This window comes from Pseudomonas sp. K8 (assembly GCF_014889455.1).
GTDB classification, from domain to species: domain Bacteria; phylum Pseudomonadota; class Gammaproteobacteria; order Pseudomonadales; family Pseudomonadaceae; genus Aquipseudomonas; species Aquipseudomonas veronii.
This window is the reverse complement of record NZ_VJWO01000012.1, coordinates 88,896-114,920: the sequence shown is the minus strand read 5'-3', so window position 1 is coordinate 114,920 and position 26,025 is coordinate 88,896. Positions and strand designations below refer to the sequence as shown.

Genomic DNA, 26,025 nt, shown 5'->3' with positions numbered 1-26,025 from the left:
GTCTATGTTTATTAAAATGAACATCGCAAGGGCGTTTACCGGCGTTATGTCAAATATATTGATACATCCCCAGCCGCTGGTTTAGGGTGGCAGTTGCCTTGAGCCGAACAACTGGCTGGCGGGGCAAGCATTCTTTGAGGCTGCCGGGGCACATCGCCTGGCCCTTGTATTCAATAAGAGGAGGACACTCGCATGACCACCCTGACCCGTGCCGACTGGGAGCAACGCGCCAAGGATCTGAAGATCGAAGGCCGCGCCTATATCAATGGCGAGTACACCGCCGCCGTTTCCGGCGACACGTTCGAATGCATCAGCCCCGTCGATGGCCGCCTGCTGACCAGCGTTGCCAGCTGTGACGTCGCCGACGCCCAGCGCGCCGTGGAAAATGCCCGCGCCACGTTCAACTCCGGTGTCTGGTCGCGCCTGGCGCCGGCCAAGCGCAAGGCCACCATGATCCGTTTCGCCGCGTTGCTCAAGGCCAATGCAGAAGAGCTGGCGCTGCTGGAAACCCTGGACATGGGCAAGCCGATCAGCGACGCCCTGAATATCGACGTACCCGGCGCGGCGAATGCCCTGAGCTGGAGCGGCGAGGCCATCGACAAGATTTATGATGAAGTCGCTTCCACCCCTCACGATCAGCTGGGTCTGGTGACCCGTGAGCCGGTCGGTGTGGTTGCCGCCATCGTGCCGTGGAATTTCCCGCTGATGATGGCTTGCTGGAAACTCGGGCCGGCGCTGTCGACCGGTAACTCCGTGATCCTCAAACCGTCTGAAAAATCCCCGCTGACCGCCATCCGCATCGCGGCGCTGGCCGTTGAGGCCGGTATTCCAAAAGGCGTGTTCAACGTGCTGCCGGGCTACGGCCACACCGTGGGTAACGCGCTCGCGCTGCACATGGATGTCGACACCCTGGTGTTCACCGGCTCCACCAAAATCGCCAAACAGCTGTTGATCCGCTCCGGCGAATCGAACATGAAACGTGTATGGCTGGAAGCGGGCGGCAAGAGCCCGAACATCGTGTTCGCCGATGCTCCGGATCTGCAAGCCGCCGCCGAATCCGCCGCCGGCGCGATTGCCTTCAACCAGGGCGAGGTCTGCACCGCCGGTTCGCGTCTGCTGGTGGAGCGTTCCATCAAGGATAAATTCCTACCGCTGGTGATCGCCGCGCTGAAGGGCTGGAAGCCAGGCAACCCGCTGGACCCGGCCACGAACGTCGGCGCGCTGGTAGACACTCAACAGATGAACACCGTGCTGTCCTACATCGAAGCCGGTCATGCCGACGGTGCCAAGCTGGTGGCGGGCGGCAAGCGCACGCTGGAAGAGACCGGTGGCACTTACGTCGAGCCGACGATTTTCGACGGAGTGACCAACGCGATGAAGATCGCCCGCGAAGAAATCTTCGGCCCGGTCCTCTCGGTGCTCACTTTCGACAGCGCCGAAGAAGCCATCGCCATCGCCAACGACACCCAATACGGCCTGGCCGCGGCGGTGTGGACGGCGGATATTTCCAAGGCGCACCTCACCGCCAAAGCGCTGCGCGCCGGTAGCGTGTGGGTCAACCAGTACGACGGCGGTGACATGACCGCGCCGTTTGGTGGCTTCAAGCAGTCGGGCAACGGTCGCGACAAGTCGCTGCATGCGTTCGACAAGTACACCGAGCTGAAGGCGACCTGGATCAAGCTCTAAGCAACACCGCAGGTCCCCTGTAGGAGCGAGCTTGCTCGCGAAGAACTCAAAGACACCGCGTTCAACCAGACAGCACGCGTTATCGTTGGCGTTCTTCGCGAGCAAGCGCGCTCCTACAGTTCGTTTACAGCCCTGAAAAAACTATCCACAGGAGCGTGGAAATGCGTTGGGCGACTTATTTCGCCGTGCTGGCCTCGGTGCTCAGCGTTGGTCTGGCGTTGGGTGTCAGCATGCCGCTGGTGTCCCTGCGCCTGGAAGGCTGGGGCTACGGCAGCTTCGCCATTGGAGTGATGGCTGCGATGCCGGCCTTCGGCGTGCTGTTGGGGGCGAAGGTTTCCAGTCGGCTGGCGTCCTGGCTGGGCACTGCGCGTCTGATGCGCCTGTGCCTGTGGGCGGGGGCGGTGTCCATCGGCCTGTTGGCGATCCTGCCGAGCTACCCGGTGTGGCTGGTGCTGCGGCTGATGATCGGGGTGATCCTGACCATCGTGTTCATTCTTGGCGAAAGCTGGATCAACCAGTTGGTGGTGGAGCAATGGCGCGGCCGGCTGGTGGCGCTGTATGGCTGCACCTATGCGCTGAGCCAGCTGTCGGGGCCGCTGCTGTTGGGCGTGCTGGGCACCGATCATGACTATGGGTTCTGGGTGGGCGTGGGCCTGTTGACGCTGGCGCCGTTGCTGTTGCTGGGGCGTTCCGGGGCGCCGACCGCCGAGTCCTTCAGCGTGACGTTTGCCGAGCTGTGGCGCTTCTGTCGGAGCCTGCCGGCGATTGCCTGGGCGGTGGCGTTATTCGCGGCGTTCGAGGCGATGATCCTGACGCTGCTGCCGGTGTATTGCTTGCAGCAAGGCTTCACGGCCGAGATCGCCCTGGCGATGGTCAGCACGGTGGTGGTGGGCGATGCGTTGCTGCAGCTGCCCATCGGTGCGCTGGCCGACTACCTGCCGCGGCGCACGCTGTTCTTGAGCTGCGCGCTGCTGTTGCTGGGGGCGAGCCTGGCGGTCCCGTTGTTGATGCACACGCTGCTGATCTGGCCGGTGTGGGTGCTGTTCGGCGCGAGTGCCGGCGGTTTGTTCACCTTGTCGTTGATCCTGATCGGCGAGCGTTACCGCGACGATGCGCTGGTGCGCGCCAATGCCCACGTGGCGCAGCTCTGGGGCATCGGTTGCCTGATCGGGCCGCTGGTGGCCGGTGCGGGCAGCCAGTGGATCAGCGGGCATGCATTGCCGTGGCTGATGGCGGCCGGGGCGCTGGGGTTGGTGGTGCTGTTGTTGCGTCAGGGGGCGTTTGGCGCCGCGCAGCCCGCTTAGGCGCGAGGGGATGAAGGCGTTAGCGATGACGGGTACGGTCTGGTTAAGTGCGGTGTTCTTGCGATCTTCGCGAGCAAGCTCGCTCCTACAGCATGCGCTCCAGGCCGACGGAGGTGGCGAACCAGGCATTGAAGTGGCGCCACCAGCTGCCCGGCTCGCGGGTCAGGGTGTGCGGTTGCCCGTTATCTTCGGTGGTCCACACCACCTGGCCATCCTGTAATTTCGCCTCGTAGCTCAATGCTGGCGCCATGCCTTGCAGCGCCAGATTGCGCAGGTGCTCGGCCAGCTCAGGGCTGTCCACCAGCACGCCGACTTCGGTATTCCACAGCACCGAACGCGGGTCGAAGTTGAACGAGCCGATAAACGATTTCTGCCGATCAAAAATCATCGCCTTGCTGTGCAGGCTGGAATCCGAGCCGAGGAACAGGCCGCGACGAAACAGGTGGGGGCCGCTGCCTGTGCGGGGTGCGCCGGGTTGGCGGCGCAACTCATAGAGTTTCACGCCGTGCTCCAGCAGCGCCTTGCGATAGGGCGCGTAGCCGCCGTGTACGGCCGGCACGTCGGTGGCTTCGAGGGAGTTGGTCAGCAGGCTCACCGAGACGCCCGCGTCCGCGCGACCGGTCAGGTACACCAGGCCCGGCTGCCCCGGCACGAAATACGCCGAAATCATCATCAACTCATGGTTGACGCCTTCGAGCTCCGGTTCCAATTGGGTGGTCAGCAGCAGGCGCGGGTCCGGATCATTCTTGGCGAGTACCTTGCTCGGGGCGTCCCACAACGCCTGGTTCCAGGCCCAGATCAGCTCGCGCCGCCAGATGTCCAGGCGCGGTTCGGTCTTGTAGGTGCGCAGGCGGTTGTACAAGGCGTGGTTCTGTTGGCACGACTGGGCCAGGGATTCTTCCAGGCGCAGGCGTGCGCTGGCCAGGTCGCCTTTGGACGGCAGGTTGGAGATGAATTCATTGATGGGCTTGCTCAGGGCGCTGTTCCAATACTGGTCGAAACTGTGGCCGAGTTGCTCGGCCACCGGGCCCACGCTGAGCATGTCGATGTCGGTGAAATTAAGGTTGGGTTCGGCGTCGAAATATTCGTCGCCCAGGTTGCGCCCGCCGACGATGGCCGCGCTGTTGTCCGCCAGCCACAGTTTGTTGTGCATGCGTCGATGTTGCAGCGACAGGTTGAGCAGGCGCCCCATGGCGCGCGTCACGCCGGTGCTGCGCCCCAGGTGCAGCGGGTTGAACAGGCGAATCTGGATGTTGGGATGGGCGGCGAGGGTGGCGATGACCTGATCGAGGCCGTCGCTGGTGGTGTCGTCCAGCAGGATACGCACACGCACGCCACGGTCGGCGGCCTTGAGCAGTTCATCCACGAGCAGGCGGGTGCTGATGCCGTCGTGGACGATGTAGTACTGCAGGTCGAGGCTGGTCTGGGCGTTGCGGATCAGTTCGGCGCGGGCCATGAACGCCTCGCTGCTGTTGGGCAGCAGGCGAAAGCCGGAGCGGCCCTGATGCGGCGCGGCCTGGGCCTGGATCGAACGGCCGAACGACGACTGCGTCGCCGGCAGGGCATCGCTGGGGATGCGCGGCACATTCACCGTGGCGCAGCCGCCCAGGGCCAGGGCGCCCAACAGGAAAAACGCTAAAAGCCGTCGAGTCATCAAGGGCACCGTTTCCAGATCAGGGCGGTTGTCGACATAGGACGGCTATTTTCCCGGAAAGGTCAGTCGGCGGCCTCGGCCAGCATCTTGCTCGCGACGGCGCCGACTTTGCGCACCGCCTCTTCAATCTGCGGCGTAGGTTTGGCAGCGTAGTTCATGCGCAGGCAATTCCTGTACTTGCCGGACGCGGAAAAGATACTGCCCACGGCGATTTGTACGCCTTGTTCCACCAACACCCGGTTGAGCTTGAGGGTGTCGAAACCTTCCGGCAGCTCGATCCACAGCATGAAGCTGCCTTGAGGTCGGCTGGCGCGGGTGCCGGCGGGGAAATAACGGCTGACCCAGTCGAGCATCATGTCGCGATTACGTTGGTATTGAGTACGCATCCGCCGCAAATGCGGTTCGAAATGGCCGCCCTTGAGAAATTCGGCGATGGCGATCTGCGGCTGGATCGCAGTGGAGCCGGTGCTGATGTATTTCATGTGCAACACCCGCTCCAGGTAGCGGCCCGGCGCGACCCAGCCAATCCGCAGGCCTGGCGCCAGGGTTTTCGAGAACGAGCTGCAGAGCAATACGCGGCCATCTTCGTCGAAGGATTTGATGGTGCGTGGGCGCGGGTAGCTGTAGGCCAGTTCGCCATACACATCGTCTTCGATGATTGCCACGTCAAAGCGCTGGGCCAGGGTCAACAGCGCCCGCTTGCGTGCCTCCGGCATGATGTAGCCCAAAGGATTGTTGCAGTTGGGGGTCAGTTGAATGACTTTGATCGGCCACTGTTCCAGAGCCAGTTCCAGGGCTTCGAGGCTGATGCCGGTGAGCGGGTCCGTGGGGATTTCCAGGGCTTTCATGCCCAGGCCCTTGAGGGTCTGCATGGCGCCGTGGAAGCTCGGCGAGTCCACCGCAACGATATCCCCCGGCTCGCAGATGGAGCGGATGCTGGCAGACAGCGCTTCATGGCAGCCGGTGGTGATCACGATGTCTTCGGCGGTCAACTGGCAGCCGGAATCCAATGACAGTCGGGCGATTTGTTCGCGCAACTCCATACAGCCGAGGATATTGTCGTAATACAACCCAGGCAGGTCCTGGCGCCGGCTGACGCGGGCCAGGCTGCGCAGCAGCGGCTTGAGGGTGGGCGACAACACATCCGGCATGCCGCGGCCCAGCTGTACGACATCTTTGCGCGGCACCGCGCGGATCAACTCGAGCACTTGGTCCCACTGGGAAATTTCCACCGGGCGCTGGGCCGGGCGGCCGACTTCGGGCAAGGCCGGCAGCTCACGGCCGACGGGCACGAAGTAACCGGACTTGGGTTTCGGCATCGCCAGGCCGTTGTCTTCCAGCATGCGATACGCTTGCTGCACGGTGCTCAAACTGACCCCGTGCTCGACACTCAAGGCCCTTACGGAAGGCAGCCGATCGCCGGGGCGGTAGAAGCCCTGTTCGATGCGGGTGCCCAGCAACTCGGCGAGGTTGACGTAAAGGGTCACGGTGATCACTCCCAGGGGACCAGTACAGATCCAGGGAAAATACAGGATTCAGCCGCTCGAGGGCAGTATCTGTATGGATCTAATAAAATTTGGTTGAATCTGTAATGGTTTTGTCCACTCGCTCATTCTAGTCACTCATGGCAACCAGCAAATGAGGACGACAAAATGAACGGCATGAGCGATGTGCGGCTGACGTTACACGGCCAGGAACTGGAAGCGGGGCAGGCGCGGGCGATGTCGGCCCCGACCCGCAACCGCTGGAGCCTGTTCTGGCACCGTCGCCACACGCGCAAGGTGCTGCTGGAGCTGACTGCCGAGCAACTGCGGGATATCGGGTTGACCGCCGAGCAGGCGCGCCAGGAAGGCTTGAAGCCGTTCTGGCGCAGTTGAGTCACACCAGTTCTTTCAACCGGTGCCAGAGCATCCCCAGCGCCAACAGCGGCGAGCGCAAGTGCTTGCCGCCGGGGAAGGTGATGTGCGGCACCTGGGCGAACAGATCGAAACGTCCCTGCTGCTGGCCGCTGATGGCTTCGCCCAGCAGCTTGCCCGCCAGGTGTGTCGCGTTGAGGCCATGACCGGCGTAGGCCTGGGCGTAATACACGTTGGGTTGATCCGCCAATCGGCCGATCTGCGGCAAGCGGTTGGCACCGATGCCGATCATGCCGCCCCATTGATAGTCGATCTTCACGTCGGCCAGTTGGGGGAACACCTGCACCATCTTCGGCCGCATGTAGGCGCCGATGTCCTTGGGGTCGCGTCCGGAATAGTGGCAGGCGCCGCCGAACAGCAGACGACGGTCGGCAGACAGTCGGAAGTAGTCCACCGTCACCCGCTGATCACACACCGCCATGTTTTGCGGCAGCAATTGGGCCGCCTGGGCGGCGCTTAACGGCTCGGTGGCGATGATATAGCTGCCGGCCGGCAACACTTTGCCGCTCAGCAGTGGGTTGAGCCCCTTCAGATAGGCGTTGCAGGCCAGTACCAGGGTCTTGGCGCGCACATTGCCGCGGGCGGTGTGTACGTTGACCTCGGGGCCGTAGTCGATGCGCGTCACTTCGGAGTGTTCGAACAGTTGCACGCCGAGTTTTTGGGCGGCAGCTGCCTCGCCGAGGGCCAGGTTCAGCGGGTGCAGATGGCCCGAGCCCATGTCGATCATGCCGCCCACGTAGCGCTCGGAACCGATCACGCTGCCCATTTCGCTGGCTTGCAGCAGGCGTACTTCGTGGCGATAGCCCAGGCTGCGCAATTCTTCGGCGTCTTCGGCGAGGCCGAGCAGGTCGCGGGGTTTGTTGGCCAGGTCGCAGTAGCCCCAGGTCAGGTCGCAGGCGATCTGGAAACGCTCGACGCGCTCGCGCACGATTTCTACCGCCTCCAGGCCCATCAGTTTCATCTGGCGCACGCCGTCGGCGCCGATCACGTTGGTGAATTGCTCCAGGCCATGGCCGACGCCGCGGATCAACTGGCCGCCATTGCGCCCGCTGGCGCCCCAGGCGATCTTGCGCGCTTCCAGCAGCACCACGCTGAACCCGCGTTCGGCCAGTTCCAGCGCGGTGTTGAGCCCGGAAAAACCGCCGCCGATCACGCACACGTCGGCCACTGTTTCGCCGGCCAACGCCGGATAGTCGGGTTGCGGCAGGCTGCTGGCGGCGTAGTAGGAAGCGGTGTGCCGGGCGCTGGCAGTCATGGGAACATCCCCGTTTGGAAAATTTGACGCAGGATACAGCGGTCGGACGAAGCTGTCTCACCGCGGGGTTTTGCGGCAGAATCCACGCCTATTCGCCGTTCGGTACGTGTTTCGATGAGTTGCAACAGTCAGAAAATCAGCGCATTGCGCCGACAGATCCCCTCGTTCGAGTGCGTCCCCGGTTGCCACGATTGCTGTGGGCCGGTGACGACTTCCCCCGAAGAAATGTCGCGCCTGCCGCGTAAGACCGCTGCCGAACAGGAAGCTGCCATGGACGAGTTGAACTGCGTACACCTGGGGCCCAATGGCTGCACGGTGTATGACGAGCGCCCGCTGATCTGTAGGCTTTTCGGCACCACAAAGACCTTGCCGTGCCCCAATGGACGGCGGCCGGTGGAGCTGATTCACCCGCGGGTGGAGAAGCAGATCCACGAATACATGGCGAGTACCCGGCAGGTGCTGGTCTAAATGTGGGAGTAAGCAAGCCCCCTCCCACATTGACCCGGTTGTGTCAGTCAGTCGGGGATGGGCAGATTGAGGCTCTCTTTCACCTCTTCCATCACGATATAGCTCTTGGACTCCCGCACATGGGGCAGTTTGAGCAGGATGTCGCCGAGCAGTTTGCGGTACGAGGCCATCTCGGAGATCCGCGCTTTCACCAGGTAGTCGAAGTCCCCCGAGACCAAGTGGCACTCCAGCACATGGGGCAATTTCAGCACGGCGCGGCGGAATTCTTCGAAGGTGTCGCCGGATTTGTAGTCGAGGCTGATCTCGACAAATACCAGCAAACTCGCCTTCAAATGCTGGGGGTTGAGGCGTGCGTTGTAGCCCATGATGATCCCTTCACGCTCAAGGCGGCGCACGCGCTCGGTGCAGGGGGTGGTCGACAGTCCGACCTTTTCCCCCAGCTCCGTGAACGAAATGCGCCCGTCGGCTTGTAGGATGCGCAAGATGTTCCGGTCGATCTTGTCCAGCTCCCGTTTGGTCTGGGTGTTGGTACGCATAGGGGATACGCCTCTGTGAAAAGGGTTGTTGCCAAGAATTGTCGCCAAATATAGGCATTTATATAGTGAAATGCACTGGTGATTGCTTTTTATACTGCTCACATCATTGCTCGAACAACACACGTCGGCGGTCAAGCCGCGATGAGGATATAAAAATGCGCGTTCTGGTCTTGGGTAGCGGCGTCATTGGTGTGACCAGTGCCTACTATTTGGCGCGAGCCGGTTTTGAGGTGGTCGTGGTCGACCGCCAGCCAGCCGCGGCCATGGAAACCAGTTTCGCCAACGCCGGCCAGGTCTCTCCAGGCTACGCCTCGCCATGGGCCGCGCCGGGTGTGCCGCTCAAGGCCATCAAGTGGCTGCTGCAACGCCACGCGCCGCTGGCGATCAAGGCCACCGCCGATATCAATCAATACCTGTGGATGGCGCAGATGCTGCGCAACTGCACCGCCAGTCGGTATGCGGTGAACAAGGAGCGCATGGTCCGCCTGTCCGAGTACAGCCGCGATTGCCTCGACGAACTGCGCGCTGAAACCGGCATTGCCTACGAAGGCCGCAGCCTCGGTACGACCCAACTGTTCCGCACCCAGGCCCAGCTCGATGGTGCTGCCAAAGATATCGCCGTGTTGAAAGAGTCCGGCGTGCCGTTCGAATTGCTCGACCGTGCCGGCATCGCCCGCGTCGAACCGGCCCTGGCCAGCGTCACCGACATCCTCGCCGGTGCCCTGCGCCTGCCGAACGACCAGACCGGCGACTGCCAGATGTTCACCACGCGCCTGGCCGACATGTGCAAGCAGTTGGGCGTGGAATTCCGTTTCGAACAGGACATCCAGCGCCTCGACCACGCCGGTGATCGCATCAACGGTGTGTGGATCGACGGCAAGCTGGAAACCGCCGACCGCTACGTCCTGGCCCTCGGCAGTTATTCGCCGCAGTTGCTCAAGCCGCTGGGGATCAAGGCGCCGGTGTACCCGCTCAAGGGCTACTCGCTGACCGTGCCGATCACCAACCCGGCGATGGCGCCGACGTCGACCATTCTCGACGAGACCTACAAGGTCGCGATCACCCGTTTCGACAACCGCATCCGTGTCGGCGGCATGGCTGAAATCGCCGGTTTTGACCTGTCGCTGAACCCACGTCGGCGCGAAACCCTGGAGATGATCGTCAACGACCTTTATCCTCAGGGCGGCAATCTGACCGAAGCAATCTTTTGGACCGGCCTGCGTCCGACCACCCCGGACGGTACGCCGATTGTCGGTGCCACCCCGTTCAAGAATCTGTTCCTGAACACCGGCCACGGCACCCTCGGTTGGACCATGGCGTGCGGCTCCGGTCGTTTGCTGGCTGACCTGATGGCCAAGAAAACGCCGCAGATCAGTGCCGAAGGCCTCGATATTTCCCGTTATGGCAACCACCAGGAGTCTGCAAAACATGTCAATCCAGCGCCAGCTCACCAATGAGCGCATGAGCCAGATCGTTGCCCACGGCGGCACCGTGTACCTGGCAGGGCAAGTCGGCGACGACCTGAGTGCCGGGATTGAACAGCAGACCCGTGAAACCCTGGCCAATATCGAGCGCTTGCTGGACTTGGCCGGCACTGACAAAAGCAAGCTGCTGTCGGTGACGATCTACCTCAAAGACATCGACGCCGACTTCGCCGGCATGAACGCGGTGTGGGACGCATGGCTGCCCAAAGGCGTCGCCCCGGCCCGCGCCACGGTTGAAGCGAAACTGTGCGAGCCGCAAATCCTGGTGGAGCTGTCCGTCGTGGCCGCCCTGCCTTAAGCAACGATCCCTCTCCCGGTACCGATGCGGTTGGTCGGTGCCGGTTTTTTTTCACTCTGCCGCCTAGAAGCCTGCCGCCATGCGTCCTGCCCGTGCCCTGATCGACCTCCAAGCCCTGCGCCACAATTACCAATTGGCCCGTGAAGTCACGGGGGCCAAGGCCCTCGCCGTGATCAAGGCCGATGCCTACGGCCATGGTGCGGTGCGCGTGGCCCAGGCGCTGGAAGCCGAGGCCGATGGTTTTGCCGTGGCCTGTATCGAGGAAGCACTGGAGCTGCGGGCTGCCGGTATCCGCGCGCCGGTATTGCTGCTGGAAGGGTTTTTCGAAGCCGACGAGTTGCCGCTGATCGCCGAGCATGATTTCTGGTGCGTGGTGCATTCGCTGTGGCAACTGGAGGCCATCGAGCAGGCGGCCTTGCGCAAGCCCCTCACCGTGTGGCTCAAACTGGACTCGGGCATGCACCGCGTCGGCCTGCATCCCAAGGACTACCACGAGGCGTACCAGCGCCTGCTCGCCAGCGGTAAGGTGGCGAAGATCGTATTGATGAGCCACTTCGCCCGCGCCGATGAGCTCGATTGCGTGCGCAGCAATGAACAAGTGGCGGTGTTCGAAGCGGCGCGCCAGGGGCTGTCGGCCGAGGTCAGCCTGCGCAATTCGCCGGCGGTGATGGGCTGGCCGAAGGTGCCCAGCGACTGGGTACGCCCCGGCATCATGCTGTACGGTACGACGCCGTTTGGTGAAGACCAGGCCATCGCCGCGCGCTTGCAGCCGGTAATGACCCTGGAATCGAAAGTCATCTGCGTGCGCGAACTGCCGGCCGGCGAGCCGGTGGGCTACGGTGCCAAATTCATCACGCCGAAACCGATGCGGATCGGCGTGGTTGCCATGGGCTATGCCGACGGTTATCCACGTCACGCCCCCACCGGCACGCCGGTGCTGGTGGTGGGGCAGCGCAGCCAGTTGCTCGGCCGGGTGTCCATGGACATGCTGTGCGTCGACCTCACCGACGTGCCCCAGGCCGGCCTCGGTTCCACCGTGGAGCTGTGGGGCAAGAACATCCTCGCCAGTGACGTCGCGGCCGCCGCCGAGACCATCCCCTACCAGATCTTCTGCAACCTGCGCCGCGTGCCAAGGCTCTATTCCGGGGCTTGATCGGCCTCTACGAACGGTGCTGGGGAGGATTTAGGCCCAAGTGTTGTAAATACTGAACGCTGTCGCCATGATAACGCTCAATTACAACAAAGCCTGAATCCTAGGAGGCTCCCGCATTGGACGTCGGCGAACGACTGCAATCCATCCGTAAACTGAAGGGTCTTTCCCAGCGCGAGCTCGCCAAGCGTGCGGGTGTCACCAACAGCACCATTTCGATGATCGAAAAAAACAGTGTCAGCCCTTCCATCAGTTCCTTGCGCAAGGTGCTGGGCGGCATTCCCATGTCGATGGTCGAGTTCTTTTCCGAGGAAATCCTCCAGGAAATACCGACCCAGGTCGTCTATAAAGCCAACGAGCTGATTGATATCTCCGACGGCGCCGTCACCATGAAACTGGTGGGTCGCGCACATCCGAGCCGGGCGATCACGTTTCTCAACGAAATTTACCCGCCTGGCGCCGATACTGGCGAAGAAATGCTCACCCACGAAGGCGAAGAAACCGGGATTCTGGTGGAAGGTCGCCTGGAATTGGTCGTCGGTCTTGAAACTTTTGTGCTCGAAGCTGGCGATAGCTACTACTTTGAAAGCACCAAGCCCCATCGTTTTCGTAATCCGTTCGAGGTGCCGGCGCGACTAATCAGCGCAGCCACGCCCGCGAACTTTTGACAGAAGAGGCGTCCTGCCAGCATTGCAGAGACTCCCGCAGCGTATTCCGTGAGACTGAATCTCCCTTTGCTTAATAGGGTTGTTTCAGCCAGGCGGGCTAACCGTTATACTTTCGCCGCCTGCGAAACCGTGGCCGCAGGCGTGAATAGCCACCATTGAGGGTGAACGCGTGAACCTAATTATGAAAATGCTGGCTGCACCAGCAACCGTACTGGCCCTATGGGCTGTCAGCGCTCAAGCTGCGACCAATGATGACATTGCCAAGCGCTTGGAGCCTGTTGGCCAAGTGTGTGTGCAGGGGCAGGAGTGCAAGGGGATGGAAGTCGCCGCAACAGCGGGCGGCGGCGGCGGTGCGAAAACACCGGATGAGATCATTGCCAAGCACTGCAATGCATGCCACGGAACCGGCCTGTTGGGTGCTCCGAAAATCGGCGACACCGCCGCCTGGAAAGACCGCGCCGACCACCAGGGCGGCCTCGACGGCATCCTGGCCAAGGCGATCACGGGTATCAATGCCATGCCGCCAAAAGGCACCTGTGCTGATTGCACGGATGCTGATCTGAAAGGCGCGATCAAGAAGATGTCCGGGTTGTAATCCAGCGATCTTCGTCAAAAATGCCGCTTACGAGCGGCTTTTTTGTGCCTGCGATCGAGGGTTGAGGCTGTTCTTTGCAACCAAGACGGGCCACTCTCTATCCAACCCCTAGTCATGAAATGTTCAGGAGGGTCGGATGGTGCAGTTATGTTCAATCGAGCAAGCCGTTGACGACGTACTCGCGCGCTTGCCGGCGCATATCCACATGGGCCTGCCCCTGGGCCTGGGCAAGCCCAATCTGTTCGTCAACGCGTTGTACCGACGTATCGCCAAGCTGCCGGAGCGGGCGCTGACGATCTATACCGCCTTGAGCCTGGGGCGCCCGGCGCTGGGCGATGGCTTGCAGAAGCGCTTCCTGGAACCGTTTACCGAGCGGGTGTTTGGCGATTATCCCGAGCTGGATTATCTCGCCGATCTGCACAAGGACAGCCTGCCGGCGAATATCCACGTCCAGCAATTTTTCATGCAGCCCGGTAGCCTGCTTCACAGCCAATCCGCGCAACAGGACTACGTCAGCAGCAACTACAGCCATGCCGCGCGCGATATCTACGCCGCCGGCCTGAACCTGGTGGCGCAGTTGGTGGCCAGCAGCGCCGAGCACCCCGACCGGCTGAGCCTGAGCTGCAACCCCGATGTCACCCTCGACCTGCTGCCGATGATCGCCAAGCGTCGCGCCGCCGGGGAAACCGTGCTGATGGTCGGCCAGGTCCACACCGATTTGCCCTACATGCCCGGGGATTCGGAGTTGGGCATGGATGCGTTCGACTACCTGCTCGATGAAAAGGACAGCAGCACGCTGTTCTCCACACCGAATATGCCGGTGGGTTTCCAGGACCACTTTATCGGCCTGCATGCCAGCACCCTGGTGCGCGATGGCGGCACCTTGCAGATCGGTATCGGTTCGATGGGCGATGCGCTGACCGCCGCCTTGCTTGCGCGCCAGGCCGATAACGAAGCCTATCGGCTGCTGCTGACCGACCTCGATGTGTACCGCTGGGCGGCGCTGATCAGCCGTGAAGGGGGCGTCGAGCCGTTTGCCAAAGGCCTTTATGGTTGCAGCGAAATGTTCGTCAACGGCCTGCTGGTGCTGGCGGATGCGGGGATTGTGCGGCGCAAGGTCTACCCGGATGTGGCGACGCAGGAACAGGCAAATGCCGGCCTGCTCGATGATGCGGCCCAGCCCGACGGCATTTCGATCCATGGCGGTTTTTTCGTTGGCCCGCGTAGTTTTTACCAACGCTTGCAGGACATGACCCTCGCCAAGCGTCAGGCGTTCAACATGACGCGCATCAGCTACATCAACGAGCTGTACGGGCAGGAAGAACTCAAGCGTTTGCAGCGTCTGGATGCGCGGTTCATCAACAGTGCGATCGTGGTGACCTTGCTCGGCGCCGGGGTTGCCGACCAACTGGAAGGTGGCCGCGTGCTCAGTGGCGTGGGCGGGCAGTACAACTTTGTTGCCCAGGCCCACGCGCTGGAAGGTGCGCGCGCGATCCTGATGTTGCGCAGCTGGCGCGAAGCGGCGGGGGAGGTCAGTTCCAATATCGTGTGGGAGTACGGCCATTGCACGATCCCACGGCACCTGCGGGACATTGTCATCACCGAATACGGAATTGCCGACTTGCGCGGTCAGACCGATTCCAAGGTAATTGAGGCGTTGCTCAACATCACCGACTCCAGGTTCCAGGGCGACTTGATCGAGCAGGCGCAAGAGGCCGGCAAACTACCCCGGGATTTCCAGCTGGACCCGCGCTTTACCGACAACACTCCGCAGCGGCTCCAGAGCCTTCAGGCCCGGCATCGCCGGTTGTTTCCGGAGTATCCGCTGGGCACCGACTTCACGGATGTCGAACGGGACCTGTTGCGGGGGTTGAACTGGCTCAAGAGCAAATTCAAGCTGAGCGAGATTTTTGACCTGGGCAAGGCGGCGCTGGATGCACCGGAGCCGGAGGCGTTTCCCGAGCATCTGAAGCGGATGGGGTTGGACCAGCCGGAAGGGCTCAAAGAGGACGTGTATCAGCGGCTATTGCTCGCCGGCCTCCAGGCCACCGCGCACTAAATGTAGGAGGGGGCTTGCCCCCGATAGCGGTGTATCAGTCACACAAATGTGTTGGCTGAGCCACTGCTATCGGGGGCAAGTCGAATCGTCGCACCGCCCCTCCCACATGTTTAACCGGGTTCCGTCAGCGATTACTCGATGAAGGTGACGACACCACCGCTCAGCGACTTCACGCGCGCCAGCGACTCAACCCGATAACCCTGCGCATCCAGCTCGGCCCGCCCGCCCTGGAACGACTTCTCGATCACGATCCCCAGGCCGGCAACGGTGGCACCGGCCTGCTTGATGATCGAGATCAGCGCCTGGGACGCCTTCCCGTTGGCCAGGAAGTCATCGATGATCAGCACGCGGTCGCTGCTGGTCAGGTGGCGCGGCGAGATCGCTACGGTGCTTTCGACTTTCTTGGTGAAGGAATACACCGTTGCCGACAGCAGGTTTTCGGTCAGGGTCAGGGACTGTTGCTTACGGGCGAAGATCACCGGCACGCCGAGGTTCAGGCCGGTCATGATTGCCGGGGCGATCCCCGAGGCTTCGATGGTGACGATCTTGGTGATCCCCGAATCCTTGAACAGCGCGGCGAATTCGTCGCCGATCAGTTTCATCAGTGCCGGGTCGATCTGATGGTTCAGAAAGGCGTCGACTTTGAGTACCTGATCGGAAAGCACGACGCCTTCTTCGCGAATTTTCTTGTGCAGTGCTTCCACGGAACGCTTCCTCTAATGGCGCACGGTGCGCCGAAAGTAGATTAAAAAATAGTCGATTCTAGCGCTTTAACATCGCGCGAATATCCGCCAGGGCGGTGTTGCCGCGAACGGCCTTGACCTCGGTCGGGGTGTCGTCGTTGCCTTCCCAGGCCAGGTCGTCCGGCGGCAGTTCGTCGAGGAACCGGCTGGGGGCGCAATCGATGATTTCGCCGTATTGCTTGCGCTTGGCGGCAAAGGTGAAGGCCAATGTCTGGCGCGCGCGGGTAATGCCCACGTAGGCCAGGCGCCGTTCTTCTTCGATGGTGTCGGCTTCGATGCTGGAGCGGTGCGGGAGGATTTCCTCTTCCATGCCCATGATGAACACGTAGGGAAATTCCAGGCCCTTGGACGCATGCAAGGTCATCATCTGTACACCTTCGGCGCCGTCTTCCTCTTCTTGCTGGCGCTCGAGCATGTCGCGCAGCACCAGCTTGCCGATGGCGTCTTCGACGGTCATTTCGCCGTCTTCGTCTTTTTCCAGGGTGTTCTTCAACGCTTCGATCAGGAACCAGACGTTGCCCATGCGGTAATCCGCGGCCTTGTCACTGGAACTGTTGGTGCGCAGCCAGTTTTCATAGTCGATGTCCATGACCATGCTGCGCAGGGCGCTGATCGGGTCTTCGCCGGCGCATTGCTCGCGCACTTTGTCCATGAAGCGCTTGAAGCGCGACAGGCGATCGGTGAAGCGCGTGTCCAGGTGTTCGCCCAGGCCGATTTCGTCGGTGGCGGCGTACATCGAGATCTTGCGTTCGGTGGCGTAGTTGCCGAGTTTTTCCAGGGTGGTCGAGCCGATTTCCCGACGCGGTACGTTGATCACACGCAAGAAGGCGTTGTCGTCGTCCGGGTTGACGATCAGGCGGAAGTAGGCCATCAGGTCTTTGACTTCCTGGCGTCCGAAAAAGCTGTTGCCTCCGGACAGACGATACGGCACCTGATGGTGCTGCAGTTTCAGCTCGATCAGCTTGGCCTGGTAGTTGCCGCGATAGAGGATCGCGAAGTCGCTGTAGGGCCGGTCGGTGCGCAAGTGCAGGCTGAGGATTTCCACGGCCACGCGCTCGGCTTCGGCGTCTTCGTTGCGGCAGCGGATCACGCGGATCTCGTCGCCATGGCCCATCTCGCTCCACAGTTGTTTTTCAAACTCGTGGGGGTTGTTCGAGATCAGCACGTTGGCGCAGCGCAGGATGCGGCTGGTGGAGCGGTAGTTCTGTTCCAGCATCACCACTTTCAGGGACGGATAGTCGTCCTTGAGCAGCATCAGGTTTTCCGGGCGGGCGCCGCGCCAGGCGTAGATCGACTGGTCGTCGTCGCCCACCACGGTGAACTGGTTGCGCTTGCCGATCAGCAACTTCACCAGCAGGTATTGGCTGGCGTTGGTGTCCTGGTATTCGTCCACCAGCAGGTAACGTACCTTGTTCTGCCACTTCTCGAGGATGTCGGCGTGTTCCTGGAACAGCTTCACCGGCAGCAGGATCAGGTCGTCGAAGTCCACCGCGTTGAACGCCTTGAGCGTGCGCTGGTAGTGGGTGTAGACGATGGCGGCGGTCTGTTCCTTGGGGTTGCGCGCGTTTTCCAGGGCTTCGGGCGGCAGGACCAGGTCGTTTTTCCAGGCGCCGATCATGTTCTTGATCTCGTCGACGCCGTCGTCGCCCGCGTATTCCTTCTGCATGATGTCGGTCATCAGGGCTTTGACGTCGGTCTCGTCGAAGATCGAGAAACCCGGCTTGTAGCCCAGCCGCGCATGCTCCTTGCGGATGATGTTCAGCCCCAGGTTGTGGAACGTACACACCGTGAGGCCGCGGCCTTCGCCACCCTTGAGCAGGGTGCCGACCCGCTCTTTCATTTCCCGCGCCGCCTTATTGGTAAAGGTCATGGCGACGATGTACTGGGCGCGGATGCCGCAGTTCTGGATCAGGTGCGCGATCTTGCGGGTGATCACGCTGGTCTTGCCGGAGCCAGCACCGGCGAGCACCAATAGAGGGCCGCCGACGTAGTTCACGGCTTCTTGCTGCCGGGGATTGAGTCGGGACATACAGAGTTCAGGGAGTCGTTGTTCAAAAGGGCGGGCATTTTAACAGGCTGGTGAGATTCTGCTGCCTTGGATCGACGGTGTGACGTACCACTCGATCTAAATTTGCCGCTTTTGCTACTTTGCCGCAGGATGTGGGGGTATTTGCGACTTTTGTGCGTACTGCTCGTATTTGATAACTTTTATCATTTGTGAATGCTCGACCTGACGTCATAATACTTGCCGCCAACGAAATCTTGCAGAGTCTAGGGAGCTAGCTTGTCCACGCCTGTCGAACCCTTGCGTTTGCTGCTACTGGCCGATACGCCTGAGTGGGCAGCATTGTTGCGCGAGTGCCTGGTGCCGATGGGCGACGGGGCTGTGCTGATCAGCGCGCCCAACTGGGACTCGGTGAGTCGTCTGTTCGATGACGACCACAGCGCCGTGCTGTTGACCACGCCCAACCTGCAACCCGGCCCAGGCCGTTGCAGCTTGCCGTGCGTGTTGTTGCTGGAACAGGAGCCGTTGGTGGCGCCCCTGGGAGTCAGTGACTGGCTGATCCGTCTTGCCATGGACGCCGACACCCTGCGCCGCTGCCTGCGCCATGTGCGCGAACGTGGCGTGCTGGAAAACACCTTGCAGCGCCTGGCCGAACAAGACCCGCTGACCGGTATCGCCAACCGCCAGGGCTTCCAGACCCTGTTGGCCGCACGCCTGGCAGACAACGAAGGGCGCGGCCTGGCCCTGGGCCACCTGGACCTCGACAACTTCCGCCACGCCAACGATGCCCTCGGCCACCAGGCCGGCGACCGGCTGATCCTGCAAGTGGTTTCGCGGCTCAAGAGCCAGCTCGAAGCCGGCGACCAACTGGCGCGCCTGGGCAGCGATGAGTTTGCCTTGCTGATCGACACCCGCCGCGCGCCCCAGCGTGCCGAATGGATGGCCGAGCGCATCACCGAAGCCATGGCCGAACCGTATTGGGTGGATGGCGAGAGCCTGCTGATCGGTTGCAGCCTGGGCGTCGCGCATGCCCGCGCGCGTGCCGGCGCCGACCCGTTGATGTGGCATGCCCATATCGCCATGCAGCAAGCCAAAAGCACCCAGGGCTGCACCTTTCATATCTTCAACGAACGCATCAACCGCAACGCCCGCAGCCTGGCCGACCTGGAAAGCGAATTGCGCCGCGCGCTGCGTCGCGACGAACTGGAACTGCATTACCAGCCGCGCCTCGACCTGGACGACGGCCATATCGTCGGCCTCGAAGCCCTGGTGCGCTGGCGCCATGGCGAGCGCGGCCTGTTGCCGCCCAGCGAATTCGTGCCGCTGGCCGAACAGAGTGGGTTGATCGTACCGCTGGGTTACTGGGTGATCTCCCGGGCCCTGCGCGACATGCAGGACCTGCGCGAACGCGGCCTGCCGCCGCTGCATATGGCGGTCAACCTGTCGTTCCGCCAGTTCCAGGACAGCCAATTGCTCTCGACCCTCAGCCGGCTGATTGTCGAGCGCGGGGTGGATGCGCAATGGCTGGAATTCGAGCTGACCGAAACCGCCGTGATGCGCCGCAGTGACCTGGTCAAGCAGACCATGGACGCCCTCGGTCGCCTCGGTGTGCGCTTTTCCCTCGACGACTTCGGCACCGGCTTCTCATCGTTCGTCCACCTCAACAGCCTGCCGATTGCCTTGTTGAAGATCGACAAGAGTTTCGTCGGCGGCATGGAAGAGCGTGAAGAAAACCGCAAGCTGGTCCACGCCATGATCAACCTGGCCCACAACCTCAACCTGGAAGTGGTGGCCGAAGGCGTGGAAACCGCGGAACAACTGGCGCTGTTACGTTTGTTCGGTTGCGACCAGGCCCAGGGTTACCTGATCAGCAAACCGCTGCCATTGCCGGAGTTGGTGGACTACCTGACGTTCGGCAAGGACCAGCAGGCTTTATTGGGCTAGCTCATCCTTTTCTTGCCAACCCACCCCCACATTTCAACCGCGCAAGACTTCTAGTCGGTCTGCGCGGCATGGAATGAGCGTTGAGCGTCTGGCTCCTGCCGAATCATGCGCTTCATCTTCGCCTCGAACGCACAGGTCAGGCTGATCGCCGCACAGGCCAGGCCCAGCGCCAGGCCCCACCACACGCCGGTCGGCCCCCAGCCCAGGGTGAAGGCCATCCACCAGGCCGCTGGCGCACCGATCAGCCAATAGCAACCCAGGCCCACCAGGAAGGTGGTCTTGGCGTCCTTGAGCCCACGGATGCAGCCCATGGCGATGGTCTGCACGCCGTCGAACAGCTCGAACCAGGCCGCCACGGCCAGCAGGCTGACGGCGAGCACGATCACCTCGTGGAATGCTGGGTCGTTATGGTCGAGGAACAGCCCGACCAGCGGATCGGAATACAGCCACAGCACCGCGGCAAATCCCAACATCACCGCCGCGCCAAAGCCGATGCCGACACGCCCCGCCATGCGCGCCTGCAGCAGTTGCCCGGCGCCATAGTGTTGGCCGATACGCATGGTTACCGCGTAGGACATCCCCGCCGGCACCATGAACGCCACCGAGACGATTTGCAGCGCGATCTGATGCGCCGCCAATTGCGTACTGCCCATGGTGCCCATGCACAGTGCCGCGAAGGCAAACAACCCGACTTCCACCGCGTAGGTGCCGCCAATCGGCAGGCCCAGCCGCCACAGCTCGCGCAAGTAGTGGGTGTTCAGACGCAACAGGCCTGCGCTCAGCGGGTAGGCCGAGTACGCGCGGTTGCTGCGGATGTACGCCATCAGTGCCAGCGCCATGCCATTGGCGACGATGGCCGTGACCAGGCCGATGCCCATCAAGCCGAGTTTCGGCAGGCCGAACATGCCCTCGATCAACGCGTGGTTGAGCAGGTAGTTGACCACTGTGCCGCCGAGACTGATCACCATCACCGGTGTGGCTTTGCCGATCGCGCTGGTGAAGCCGCGCAGGGCCATGAAACTCAGGTAGCCGGGCAGGGCGAACGGCAGGATCGTAAGGAATTGCCCCGCCGCGTCCACGTTGGTTTCGGTCTGGCCGAACATCAGCAGCACCGGCTTGAGGTTCCACAGCAGCAGCGCCGCCGCCAAGGCCATCAGCCAGGCGAGCCACAGCCCGGCCTGGGTCAGGCGGGTGGCGCCGTCGATATCGCCCGCGCCATGGCGGATGGCGACCAGGGTGCCCACGGCAGCAATCACGCCGATGCAGAAAATCGCCACGAACGAATAGCTCGCCGCGCCCAGGCCACCGCCGGCCAGGGCCTCGGGGCTCAGGCGGGCCATCATCAGGGTGTCGGTCAGCACCATCAGCATGTGCGCCAACTGTGAGGCAATCAACGGCCCTGACAGCCGCAGAATGGCCCAGAGTTCGGTACGTGCCGGATGTTGCATGATCATCACGCTCAAATTTTCGGAGGAGGGGGAGAGCGTCGATTCTCGGCGCTCTCAGCTCATTGCACAAAGGGATAAAAGCGATTGGTCGCATGATTAAAACTCATGCCTGATTGATTCTGGTAGGGTTTCAGCATCGTGCTGTCGGAGCTTTCCTTATGTCTCGTCGTCTTCCTCCGCTTTATGCGCTACGGGCTTTTGAGGCCGCTTCCCGACACAACTCGTTCACCCGTGCGGCGCAGGAGCTGTCCATCACCCAAAGTGCGGTGAGCCGGCATATCCGCACCCTCGAAGAGCATTTCGCCTGCCGCCTGTTCCTGCGCAGCGGGCGCAACCTGCAGCTCACCGAGGCCGCACGCCTGTTGCTGCCCGGGGTGCGCGAGGGCTTTGCCGCGCTGGAGCGGGCCTGTCATACCTTGAACGCCGAAGATGACATCTTGCGCATGAAGGCACCCTCGACCCTGACCATGCGCTGGCTGTTGGCGCGGCTCAGTCGTTTCCGGCATTTGCAGCCGGGCAATGAAGTGCAGCTCACCAGCGCGTGGATGAGCGTGGATGAAGTCGACTTCAACCAGGAGCCTTTTGACTGCGCGGTGTTGTTGAGCGACGGGCACTTTCCGGCGGATTGGGAAGCCAGTTATCTGTTCCCGGAACTGTTGATTCCAGTCGGCGCGCCCAATTTGTTGAGCGACGGCCCGTGGGACGTCAATCGCCTGGCCAGCGCCGAGTTGCTGCACCCCACACCCGACCGCCGCGACTGGCGTAACTGGTTGGAGCGCATGGGGCTGTCCGCCCAGGTGTCGCTCAAGGGCGGGCAGGTGTTCGATACCCTGGAGCTGGGCATGATCGCCGCCGCCCGGGGTTACGGCGTGTCCATGGGCGATCTGCTGATGGTCGCCGAAGACGTGGCCCAGGGGCGCTTGAGCCTGCCGTGGCCGACCGCCGTCGCCAGTGGGGAAAATTATTACCTGGTGTGGCCGAAAACCCGCCCGGGCGGCGAGCGTCTGCGCCGGCTGGCGGAGTTTCTGCAGGGCGAAGTGCAGGCCATGGTGTTGCCTGTCGTCGAGCGTCTCGATTGAATCGCTTCAGCGTGAGAGAGCAATCGTTTGCGTGATACCCCTGCACTTCGCTCAAGTATTGCCCGGCGCCGCCGAAGTAGGGGTGTTGGAACTATCGTGCACCAACGAATCTCACCAGATAATTTGCCGAGCAACGCTATGAGATCAGGATGATCCAGGCCTCGGCCAGGAGCTGTCATGTCTCAACCTCGTGCTCGGATCGCCTCCCAGCTAGGCCTCGCGTTAGCCGTGATTCTGGCTGTCGTCATCAGCGGCAGTACGGTTTTTGCCTTGCGTTCCCTCGACTCCGCCAACCTCGATACCCGGGAAGAACATCTGGCCAGCGAGGCGCGGCTGCTGGCCGATCAACTCAGTACCTTCCACGGCACCTTGCGCGAGAGCACTCAGCGCTTGAGCGGGCTGTTTGAAAAACGCTTCGGCGCCGGCTTGAGTGTGCAGGCGGATCAGCCGGTCGCCGTGGCCGGCGTGCAGACCCCGAGCCTGTACCTGGGCAAGGCGCTGCTGAACAACAACTTCGGTGACGTCGACGAGTTCAAGCAGATATCCGGCGGCGTGGCCACGGTGTTCGTGCGCAGCGGCGACGACTTTATCCGCATCAGCACGTCCTTGACCAAGCAGGACGGCAGCCGTGCCATCGGCACTGTGCTGGATCGCCAGGGGCCGGCCTACTCGCGGGTGGTCGGCGGGCAGACGTACATCGGCCGCGCCGTGCTGTTCGATCGCTCCTACATGACCCAGTACAGCCCGGTGCGCGACGCCAGCGGCAAAGTCATCGCGGTGCTGTTCATCGGCTTCGACTACACCGATGAGCAGAATGCCCAGTTCGCCAACCTCAAGCGCTTCCGCATCGGCCAGACCGGTTCGCTGGCGCTGCTGGATGAGCAGAAACACTGGCTGGTACCGCCGGCCGGGGTGCAGGCGCCGGACCAGGCTGTGCCGGTGATGCTGGACCTGGCCAAGGCGCCCGGCAAGGGCCGCTTCTGGAGCGACAAGCAGGAAGATTTCTACAGCGTCTCGGTGCCGTTTGCCGGCGGCCCCTGGTCGGTGGTGGCGAGCATGCCGAAAGCCGAGATCCGCGCGGTCACGTGGTCGGTGGGCATTCGCCTGGTGATCGGCAGCATGCTGGCGATGCTGCTGGCGGTGGGCGCAACGGTGTGGTTGTTGCGCAGCAAACTGGCGCCGTTGAGCGACTTGGTACGCCAGGCCGAAGCCTTGGGTGGCGGTGATTTGAGCGCGCGCCTGAACGTGTCCAGCCATGACGAGATCGGCCAACTGGCGGGCAGCTTCAACCAGATGGGGGAAGCGCTGTCGACCATGGTGTCGCACATCCGCAGGGCCGCCGAAGAGGTCAACGGCCGGGCGCAGGCGTTGTCCGGTTTGTCCGGCGGTGCCTATGAAGGCATGGAGCAGCAGTCCGGCGAAATCACCAGCATGGCCGGCGCGGTGGAGGAATTCAGTGCCACTTCGCTGAACATCGCCGACAACATGGGCAACACCGAACGCCTGGCCCAGGAAAACGCCCAGCAGACCCGCATCGGCCGCAACTCGATGCAGGAGGCGTCGTCGTCCCTGGAACACATCGCCACCGCCCTGAACAGCACGGCCACGGTGATCAACACCTTGGGCCAGCGTTCCCAGGAAATCGGCGGGATCGTTGGCGTGATCACTTCGATCGCCGAACAGACCAACCTGCTGGCGCTCAATGCCGCCATCGAAGCCGCCCGCGCCGGTGAGCAGGGCCGTGGGTTTGCGGTGGTCGCCGACGAAGTGCGCAACCTGGCCTCGCGCACTCGCCAGGCCACCGATGAGATTTCCGGGATGATCCTAAGCATCCAGCAGGAAACCGGTAACGCCATCAGCACCATGGAACAGGGCAATACGCTGATGCAGGAAGGCCTGTCACGCAACGCCGACGTGGCGTCGGCCCTGGCACGCATCGACGAGCAGAGCCGCTCGGCCGGGCAGCAATTCGCCGCGATCACCACCGCCACCCAGGAGCAGAGCAGCACGGCGACGTTGCTGAGCAGCAACCTGCAGAGCATTGCGCTGGCCAACAGCGAGCAACGCGAAGTGGTGTCGAACCTGGCGATTACCGCCAAGGAGCTGGAGACGCTGGCGGCAGGCTTGCGCCAAGAGGTCGATCGGTTTCGTTGAAGGCGCGCCTGGAACGGCTAGCGTGCCTTGAGCGCGTTAGCCAGGCTCTGCATGGCGGTTTCGATTTCATGGGCGGTCAAGGACGAGTAGCCCAATAACCATCCCTGTTGCGTGGCCGCACCGGCATACAACCGACTGAGGCCGGACAGTTGCACACCCGCGCTGGCGGCCTGGCGGATGGTTTTTTCTTCCGACCACCCCTCATGCAGCACGCAAGGGATTTGCAGCCCGCCCTGGGGCCGGCATGCCGTGACCACATCGCCGAGGTACTTGCCGATGGCGTCGAGCATGATGGTTTGGCGCCCGGCGTAGAGTTTGCGCATCGCCCGGACATGGGCGTTGTAATGCCCGTCCTCCATGAAGCGCGCCAGCGTCAGTTGCAGGATTTGCGGAGTGTGGCCGTCCATCATGCTGCGCGCATAGGTGAAGGCCTTGACCAGTTCCGGGGGCAGCACCATGTAGCCCATGCGCAGGCCGGGGAACAGGGTCTTGCTGAAGGTGCCGAGGTACAGCGTGCGCTGGTACTTGTCCAGGCCCTGCACGCAGGCCGTGGGTTTGCCTTCGTAGTGGAACTCGCTGTCGTAGTCATCTTCGATGACCCATTTGCCTTTTTCCGCGGCCCAGTTGATCAACTCCAGACGCCGCTCCAGGGTCAGCGTGGCGCCGGTCGGGTATTGATGAGACGGCGTGACATACACGCAGTGGGCGCCGCTGCGGTCGGCGTGCAGCAGGTCGGTGCGGATGCCCGCCGCATCGACATCGATGGGCACGACCTTGGCCTCGGCGGTTTCGAAGGCCTTCCTGGCGCCGTAGTAGCCCGGGTTTTCCAGCAGGATCGGTTTGCCGACGTCCACCAGCAGTTGCGCACACAGAAACAGCGCCTGGCGCGTACTGCTCAGCACCAGGACCTGGTCGGGCGAGCACTTCGCCCCACGCTCAAGGTTCAAGTACGTCGCGATGGCTTTGCGTAACGACTCGGCTCCTTGCGGGTCACCGTGCAACAGCACGCTGCTGCGATAGTCCTTCATCACCTGGCGCTGCAGGCGCTCCCACACATCGGTCGGGAACGAGCGGGTTTCGGGCAGGCCCGTGGCGAATGCCTTGATCACCTGTTGATCGTTCACGCCGCCGCTGTCGAGGATCATCCGCCCGCGCAGGCTCAAGCCGGCGCCCGGTGCGGCCTGGCTGGTTTTGACGGCCTGCGCCTTGATGCGGCGGCGCGAGGCACCGCGCAATTCGGTGCCGATGGCCTCGCACACGTAACTGCCGGAGCCCTCGCGCCGCACGATAAAACCATCGCGGTGCAACTGCACGTAGGCGTTCTCCACCGTGTCGCGCGCGACCCCCAACGACGTGGCCAGCACCCGCGTCGCCGGCAGCTTCAGGCCCGGCGAGAGTGCGCCGTCGAGGATCAAGGCGCGTAGCGCGCGATGAATTCGCTGGTGCAGGCCCAACTGCTGGAATTGCGCGTCGTTGAGGCGCATCTGCAGGGTTTCCAGCGCGAAGGATTTTGCCATGCGGTCTGCCTCGCCCTGAAGAATTGGCCGGTAATAGCAGGCCAGTCTATCCGTAGACTTTC

General features: G+C 62.5%; 21 protein-coding genes and 1 pseudogene. 14 read left to right on the top strand and 8 right to left on the bottom strand.

What is annotated here, in order from left to right:
* Positions 1-192: 192 nt before the first annotated feature.
* Both INT12_RS11735 and INT12_RS11730 read left to right on the top strand, forming a co-directional pair.
* Positions 193-1,686 (top strand): aldehyde dehydrogenase, encoded by a 1,494-nt coding sequence (locus INT12_RS11735; protein WP_017846046.1) that lies wholly within the window; start codon positions 193-195, stop codon positions 1,684-1,686.
* A 161-nt stretch (positions 1,687-1,847) separates the two neighbouring features.
* Positions 1,848-2,990, top strand: coding sequence for an MFS transporter (locus tag INT12_RS11730; RefSeq protein ID WP_017846045.1), 1,143 nt, complete (start codon positions 1,848-1,850; stop codon positions 2,988-2,990).
* Positions 2,991-3,075: 85 nt separating this feature from the next.
* Here the strand turns inward: INT12_RS11730 and INT12_RS11725 are convergent, their stop codons facing one another.
* Both INT12_RS11725 and INT12_RS11720 read right to left on the bottom strand, forming a co-directional pair.
* The gene (locus INT12_RS11725; RefSeq protein ID WP_193039548.1) at positions 3,076-4,644 is read right to left on the bottom strand and encodes a phospholipase D family protein; all 1,569 of its coding nucleotides are present in this window, start codon (positions 4,642-4,644) and stop codon (positions 3,076-3,078) included.
* 62 nt (positions 4,645-4,706) lie between these two features.
* Entirely contained in the window at positions 4,707-6,131 is a 1,425-nt protein-coding gene (locus tag INT12_RS11720; protein WP_193039547.1) for a PLP-dependent aminotransferase family protein, read from the bottom strand.
* Positions 6,132-6,296: 165 nt separating this feature from the next.
* Here INT12_RS11720 and INT12_RS11715 point away from each other — a divergent pair, with 165 nt between their 5' ends.
* A complete protein-coding gene (locus tag INT12_RS11715; RefSeq protein ID WP_017846042.1) occupies positions 6,297-6,521 on the top strand; it encodes a DUF1127 domain-containing protein in 225 nt (74 codons plus the stop codon).
* 1 nt (position 6,522) lies between these two features.
* On the opposite strand, the gene INT12_RS11710 is transcribed toward INT12_RS11715, so the two are convergent.
* Positions 6,523-7,815, bottom strand: a complete 1,293-nt coding sequence (locus tag INT12_RS11710) for an NAD(P)/FAD-dependent oxidoreductase (protein ID WP_017846041.1) — start codon at positions 7,813-7,815, stop codon at positions 6,523-6,525.
* Positions 7,816-7,929: 114 nt separating this feature from the next.
* Here INT12_RS11710 and INT12_RS11705 point away from each other — a divergent pair, with 114 nt between their 5' ends.
* On the top strand, positions 7,930-8,283 hold the full coding sequence (locus tag INT12_RS11705) for a YkgJ family cysteine cluster protein (RefSeq protein WP_017135860.1): 354 nt from the start codon (positions 7,930-7,932) through the stop codon (positions 8,281-8,283).
* A gap of 47 nt (positions 8,284-8,330) precedes the next feature.
* Here the strand turns inward: INT12_RS11705 and INT12_RS11700 are convergent, their stop codons facing one another.
* Positions 8,331-8,819 (bottom strand): Lrp/AsnC ligand binding domain-containing protein, encoded by a 489-nt coding sequence (locus INT12_RS11700; RefSeq protein WP_017846039.1) that lies wholly within the window; start codon positions 8,817-8,819, stop codon positions 8,331-8,333.
* A gap of 155 nt (positions 8,820-8,974) precedes the next feature.
* Between INT12_RS11700 and dadA the strand changes: the two genes are divergently transcribed.
* The 6 genes from dadA to INT12_RS11670 all read left to right on the top strand — a co-directional run bounded on the left by dadA (position 8,975) and on the right by INT12_RS11670 (position 15,073).
* Positions 8,975-10,276 (top strand): D-amino acid dehydrogenase, encoded by a 1,302-nt coding sequence (gene dadA, locus INT12_RS11695; protein WP_017846038.1) that lies wholly within the window; start codon positions 8,975-8,977, stop codon positions 10,274-10,276.
* A complete protein-coding gene (locus INT12_RS11690; RefSeq protein WP_017846037.1) occupies positions 10,248-10,601 on the top strand; it encodes a RidA family protein in 354 nt (117 codons plus the stop codon). Before dadA ends, INT12_RS11690 begins: the two co-directional genes overlap by 29 nt.
* Before the next feature lie 79 nt (positions 10,602-10,680).
* A complete protein-coding gene (gene alr / locus INT12_RS11685) occupies positions 10,681-11,754 on the top strand; it encodes an alanine racemase (RefSeq protein ID WP_193039546.1) in 1,074 nt (357 codons plus the stop codon).
* A gap of 116 nt (positions 11,755-11,870) precedes the next feature.
* Entirely contained in the window at positions 11,871-12,419 is a 549-nt protein-coding gene (locus tag INT12_RS11680; protein WP_017846035.1) for a cupin domain-containing protein, read from the top strand.
* 181 nt (positions 12,420-12,600) lie between these two features.
* Complete coding sequence (locus INT12_RS11675; RefSeq protein WP_026139909.1) at positions 12,601-13,014, top strand: c-type cytochrome; 414 nt, start codon at positions 12,601-12,603, stop codon at positions 13,012-13,014.
* A 136-nt stretch (positions 13,015-13,150) separates the two neighbouring features.
* The gene (locus tag INT12_RS11670) at positions 13,151-15,073 is read left to right on the top strand and encodes an acetyl-CoA hydrolase/transferase C-terminal domain-containing protein (RefSeq protein ID WP_102617849.1); all 1,923 of its coding nucleotides are present in this window, start codon (positions 13,151-13,153) and stop codon (positions 15,071-15,073) included.
* Between the two features lie 131 nt (positions 15,074-15,204).
* Here the strand turns inward: INT12_RS11670 and INT12_RS11665 are convergent, their stop codons facing one another.
* Positions 15,205-15,777 carry a xanthine phosphoribosyltransferase gene (locus INT12_RS11665; protein WP_017846032.1) on the bottom strand — a complete coding sequence of 191 codons (573 nt, stop codon included), beginning with the start codon at positions 15,775-15,777 and terminating at the stop codon, positions 15,205-15,207.
* Positions 15,778-15,835: 58 nt separating this feature from the next.
* Positions 15,836-17,845, bottom strand: coding sequence for a DNA helicase Rep (gene rep / locus INT12_RS11660; RefSeq protein WP_017846031.1), 2,010 nt, complete (start codon positions 17,843-17,845; stop codon positions 15,836-15,838).
* Positions 17,846-18,100: 255 nt separating this feature from the next.
* Between rep and INT12_RS11655 the strand changes: the two genes are divergently transcribed.
* Positions 18,101-19,765 carry a putative bifunctional diguanylate cyclase/phosphodiesterase gene (locus INT12_RS11655; RefSeq protein WP_017846030.1) on the top strand — a complete coding sequence of 555 codons (1,665 nt, stop codon included), beginning with the start codon at positions 18,101-18,103 and terminating at the stop codon, positions 19,763-19,765.
* A 50-nt stretch (positions 19,766-19,815) separates the two neighbouring features.
* Here INT12_RS11655 and INT12_RS11650 read toward each other — a convergent pair whose 3' ends face one another.
* The gene (locus tag INT12_RS11650; RefSeq protein ID WP_017846029.1) at positions 19,816-21,219 is read right to left on the bottom strand and encodes a NorM family multidrug efflux MATE transporter; all 1,404 of its coding nucleotides are present in this window, start codon (positions 21,217-21,219) and stop codon (positions 19,816-19,818) included.
* 152 nt (positions 21,220-21,371) lie between these two features.
* Between INT12_RS11650 and INT12_RS11645 the strand changes: the two genes are divergently transcribed.
* The 3 genes and pseudogenes from INT12_RS11645 to INT12_RS31945 all read left to right on the top strand — a co-directional run bounded on the left by INT12_RS11645 (position 21,372) and on the right by INT12_RS31945 (position 24,446).
* Positions 21,372-22,292 carry a LysR substrate-binding domain-containing protein gene (locus tag INT12_RS11645; RefSeq protein ID WP_026139908.1) on the top strand — a complete coding sequence of 307 codons (921 nt, stop codon included), beginning with the start codon at positions 21,372-21,374 and terminating at the stop codon, positions 22,290-22,292.
* 177 nt (positions 22,293-22,469) lie between these two features.
* Positions 22,470-23,543: pseudogene (locus INT12_RS31950) on the top strand (Cache 3/Cache 2 fusion domain-containing protein); the annotation flags it as partial.
* 42 nt (positions 23,544-23,585) lie between these two features.
* A complete protein-coding gene (locus INT12_RS31945; RefSeq protein ID WP_370737543.1) occupies positions 23,586-24,446 on the top strand; it encodes a methyl-accepting chemotaxis protein in 861 nt (286 codons plus the stop codon).
* A gap of 17 nt (positions 24,447-24,463) precedes the next feature.
* Here INT12_RS31945 and INT12_RS11635 read toward each other — a convergent pair whose 3' ends face one another.
* Positions 24,464-25,963 carry a PLP-dependent aminotransferase family protein gene (locus INT12_RS11635; protein ID WP_193039544.1) on the bottom strand — a complete coding sequence of 500 codons (1,500 nt, stop codon included), beginning with the start codon at positions 25,961-25,963 and terminating at the stop codon, positions 24,464-24,466.
* Positions 25,964-26,025: the final 62 nt, after the last annotated feature.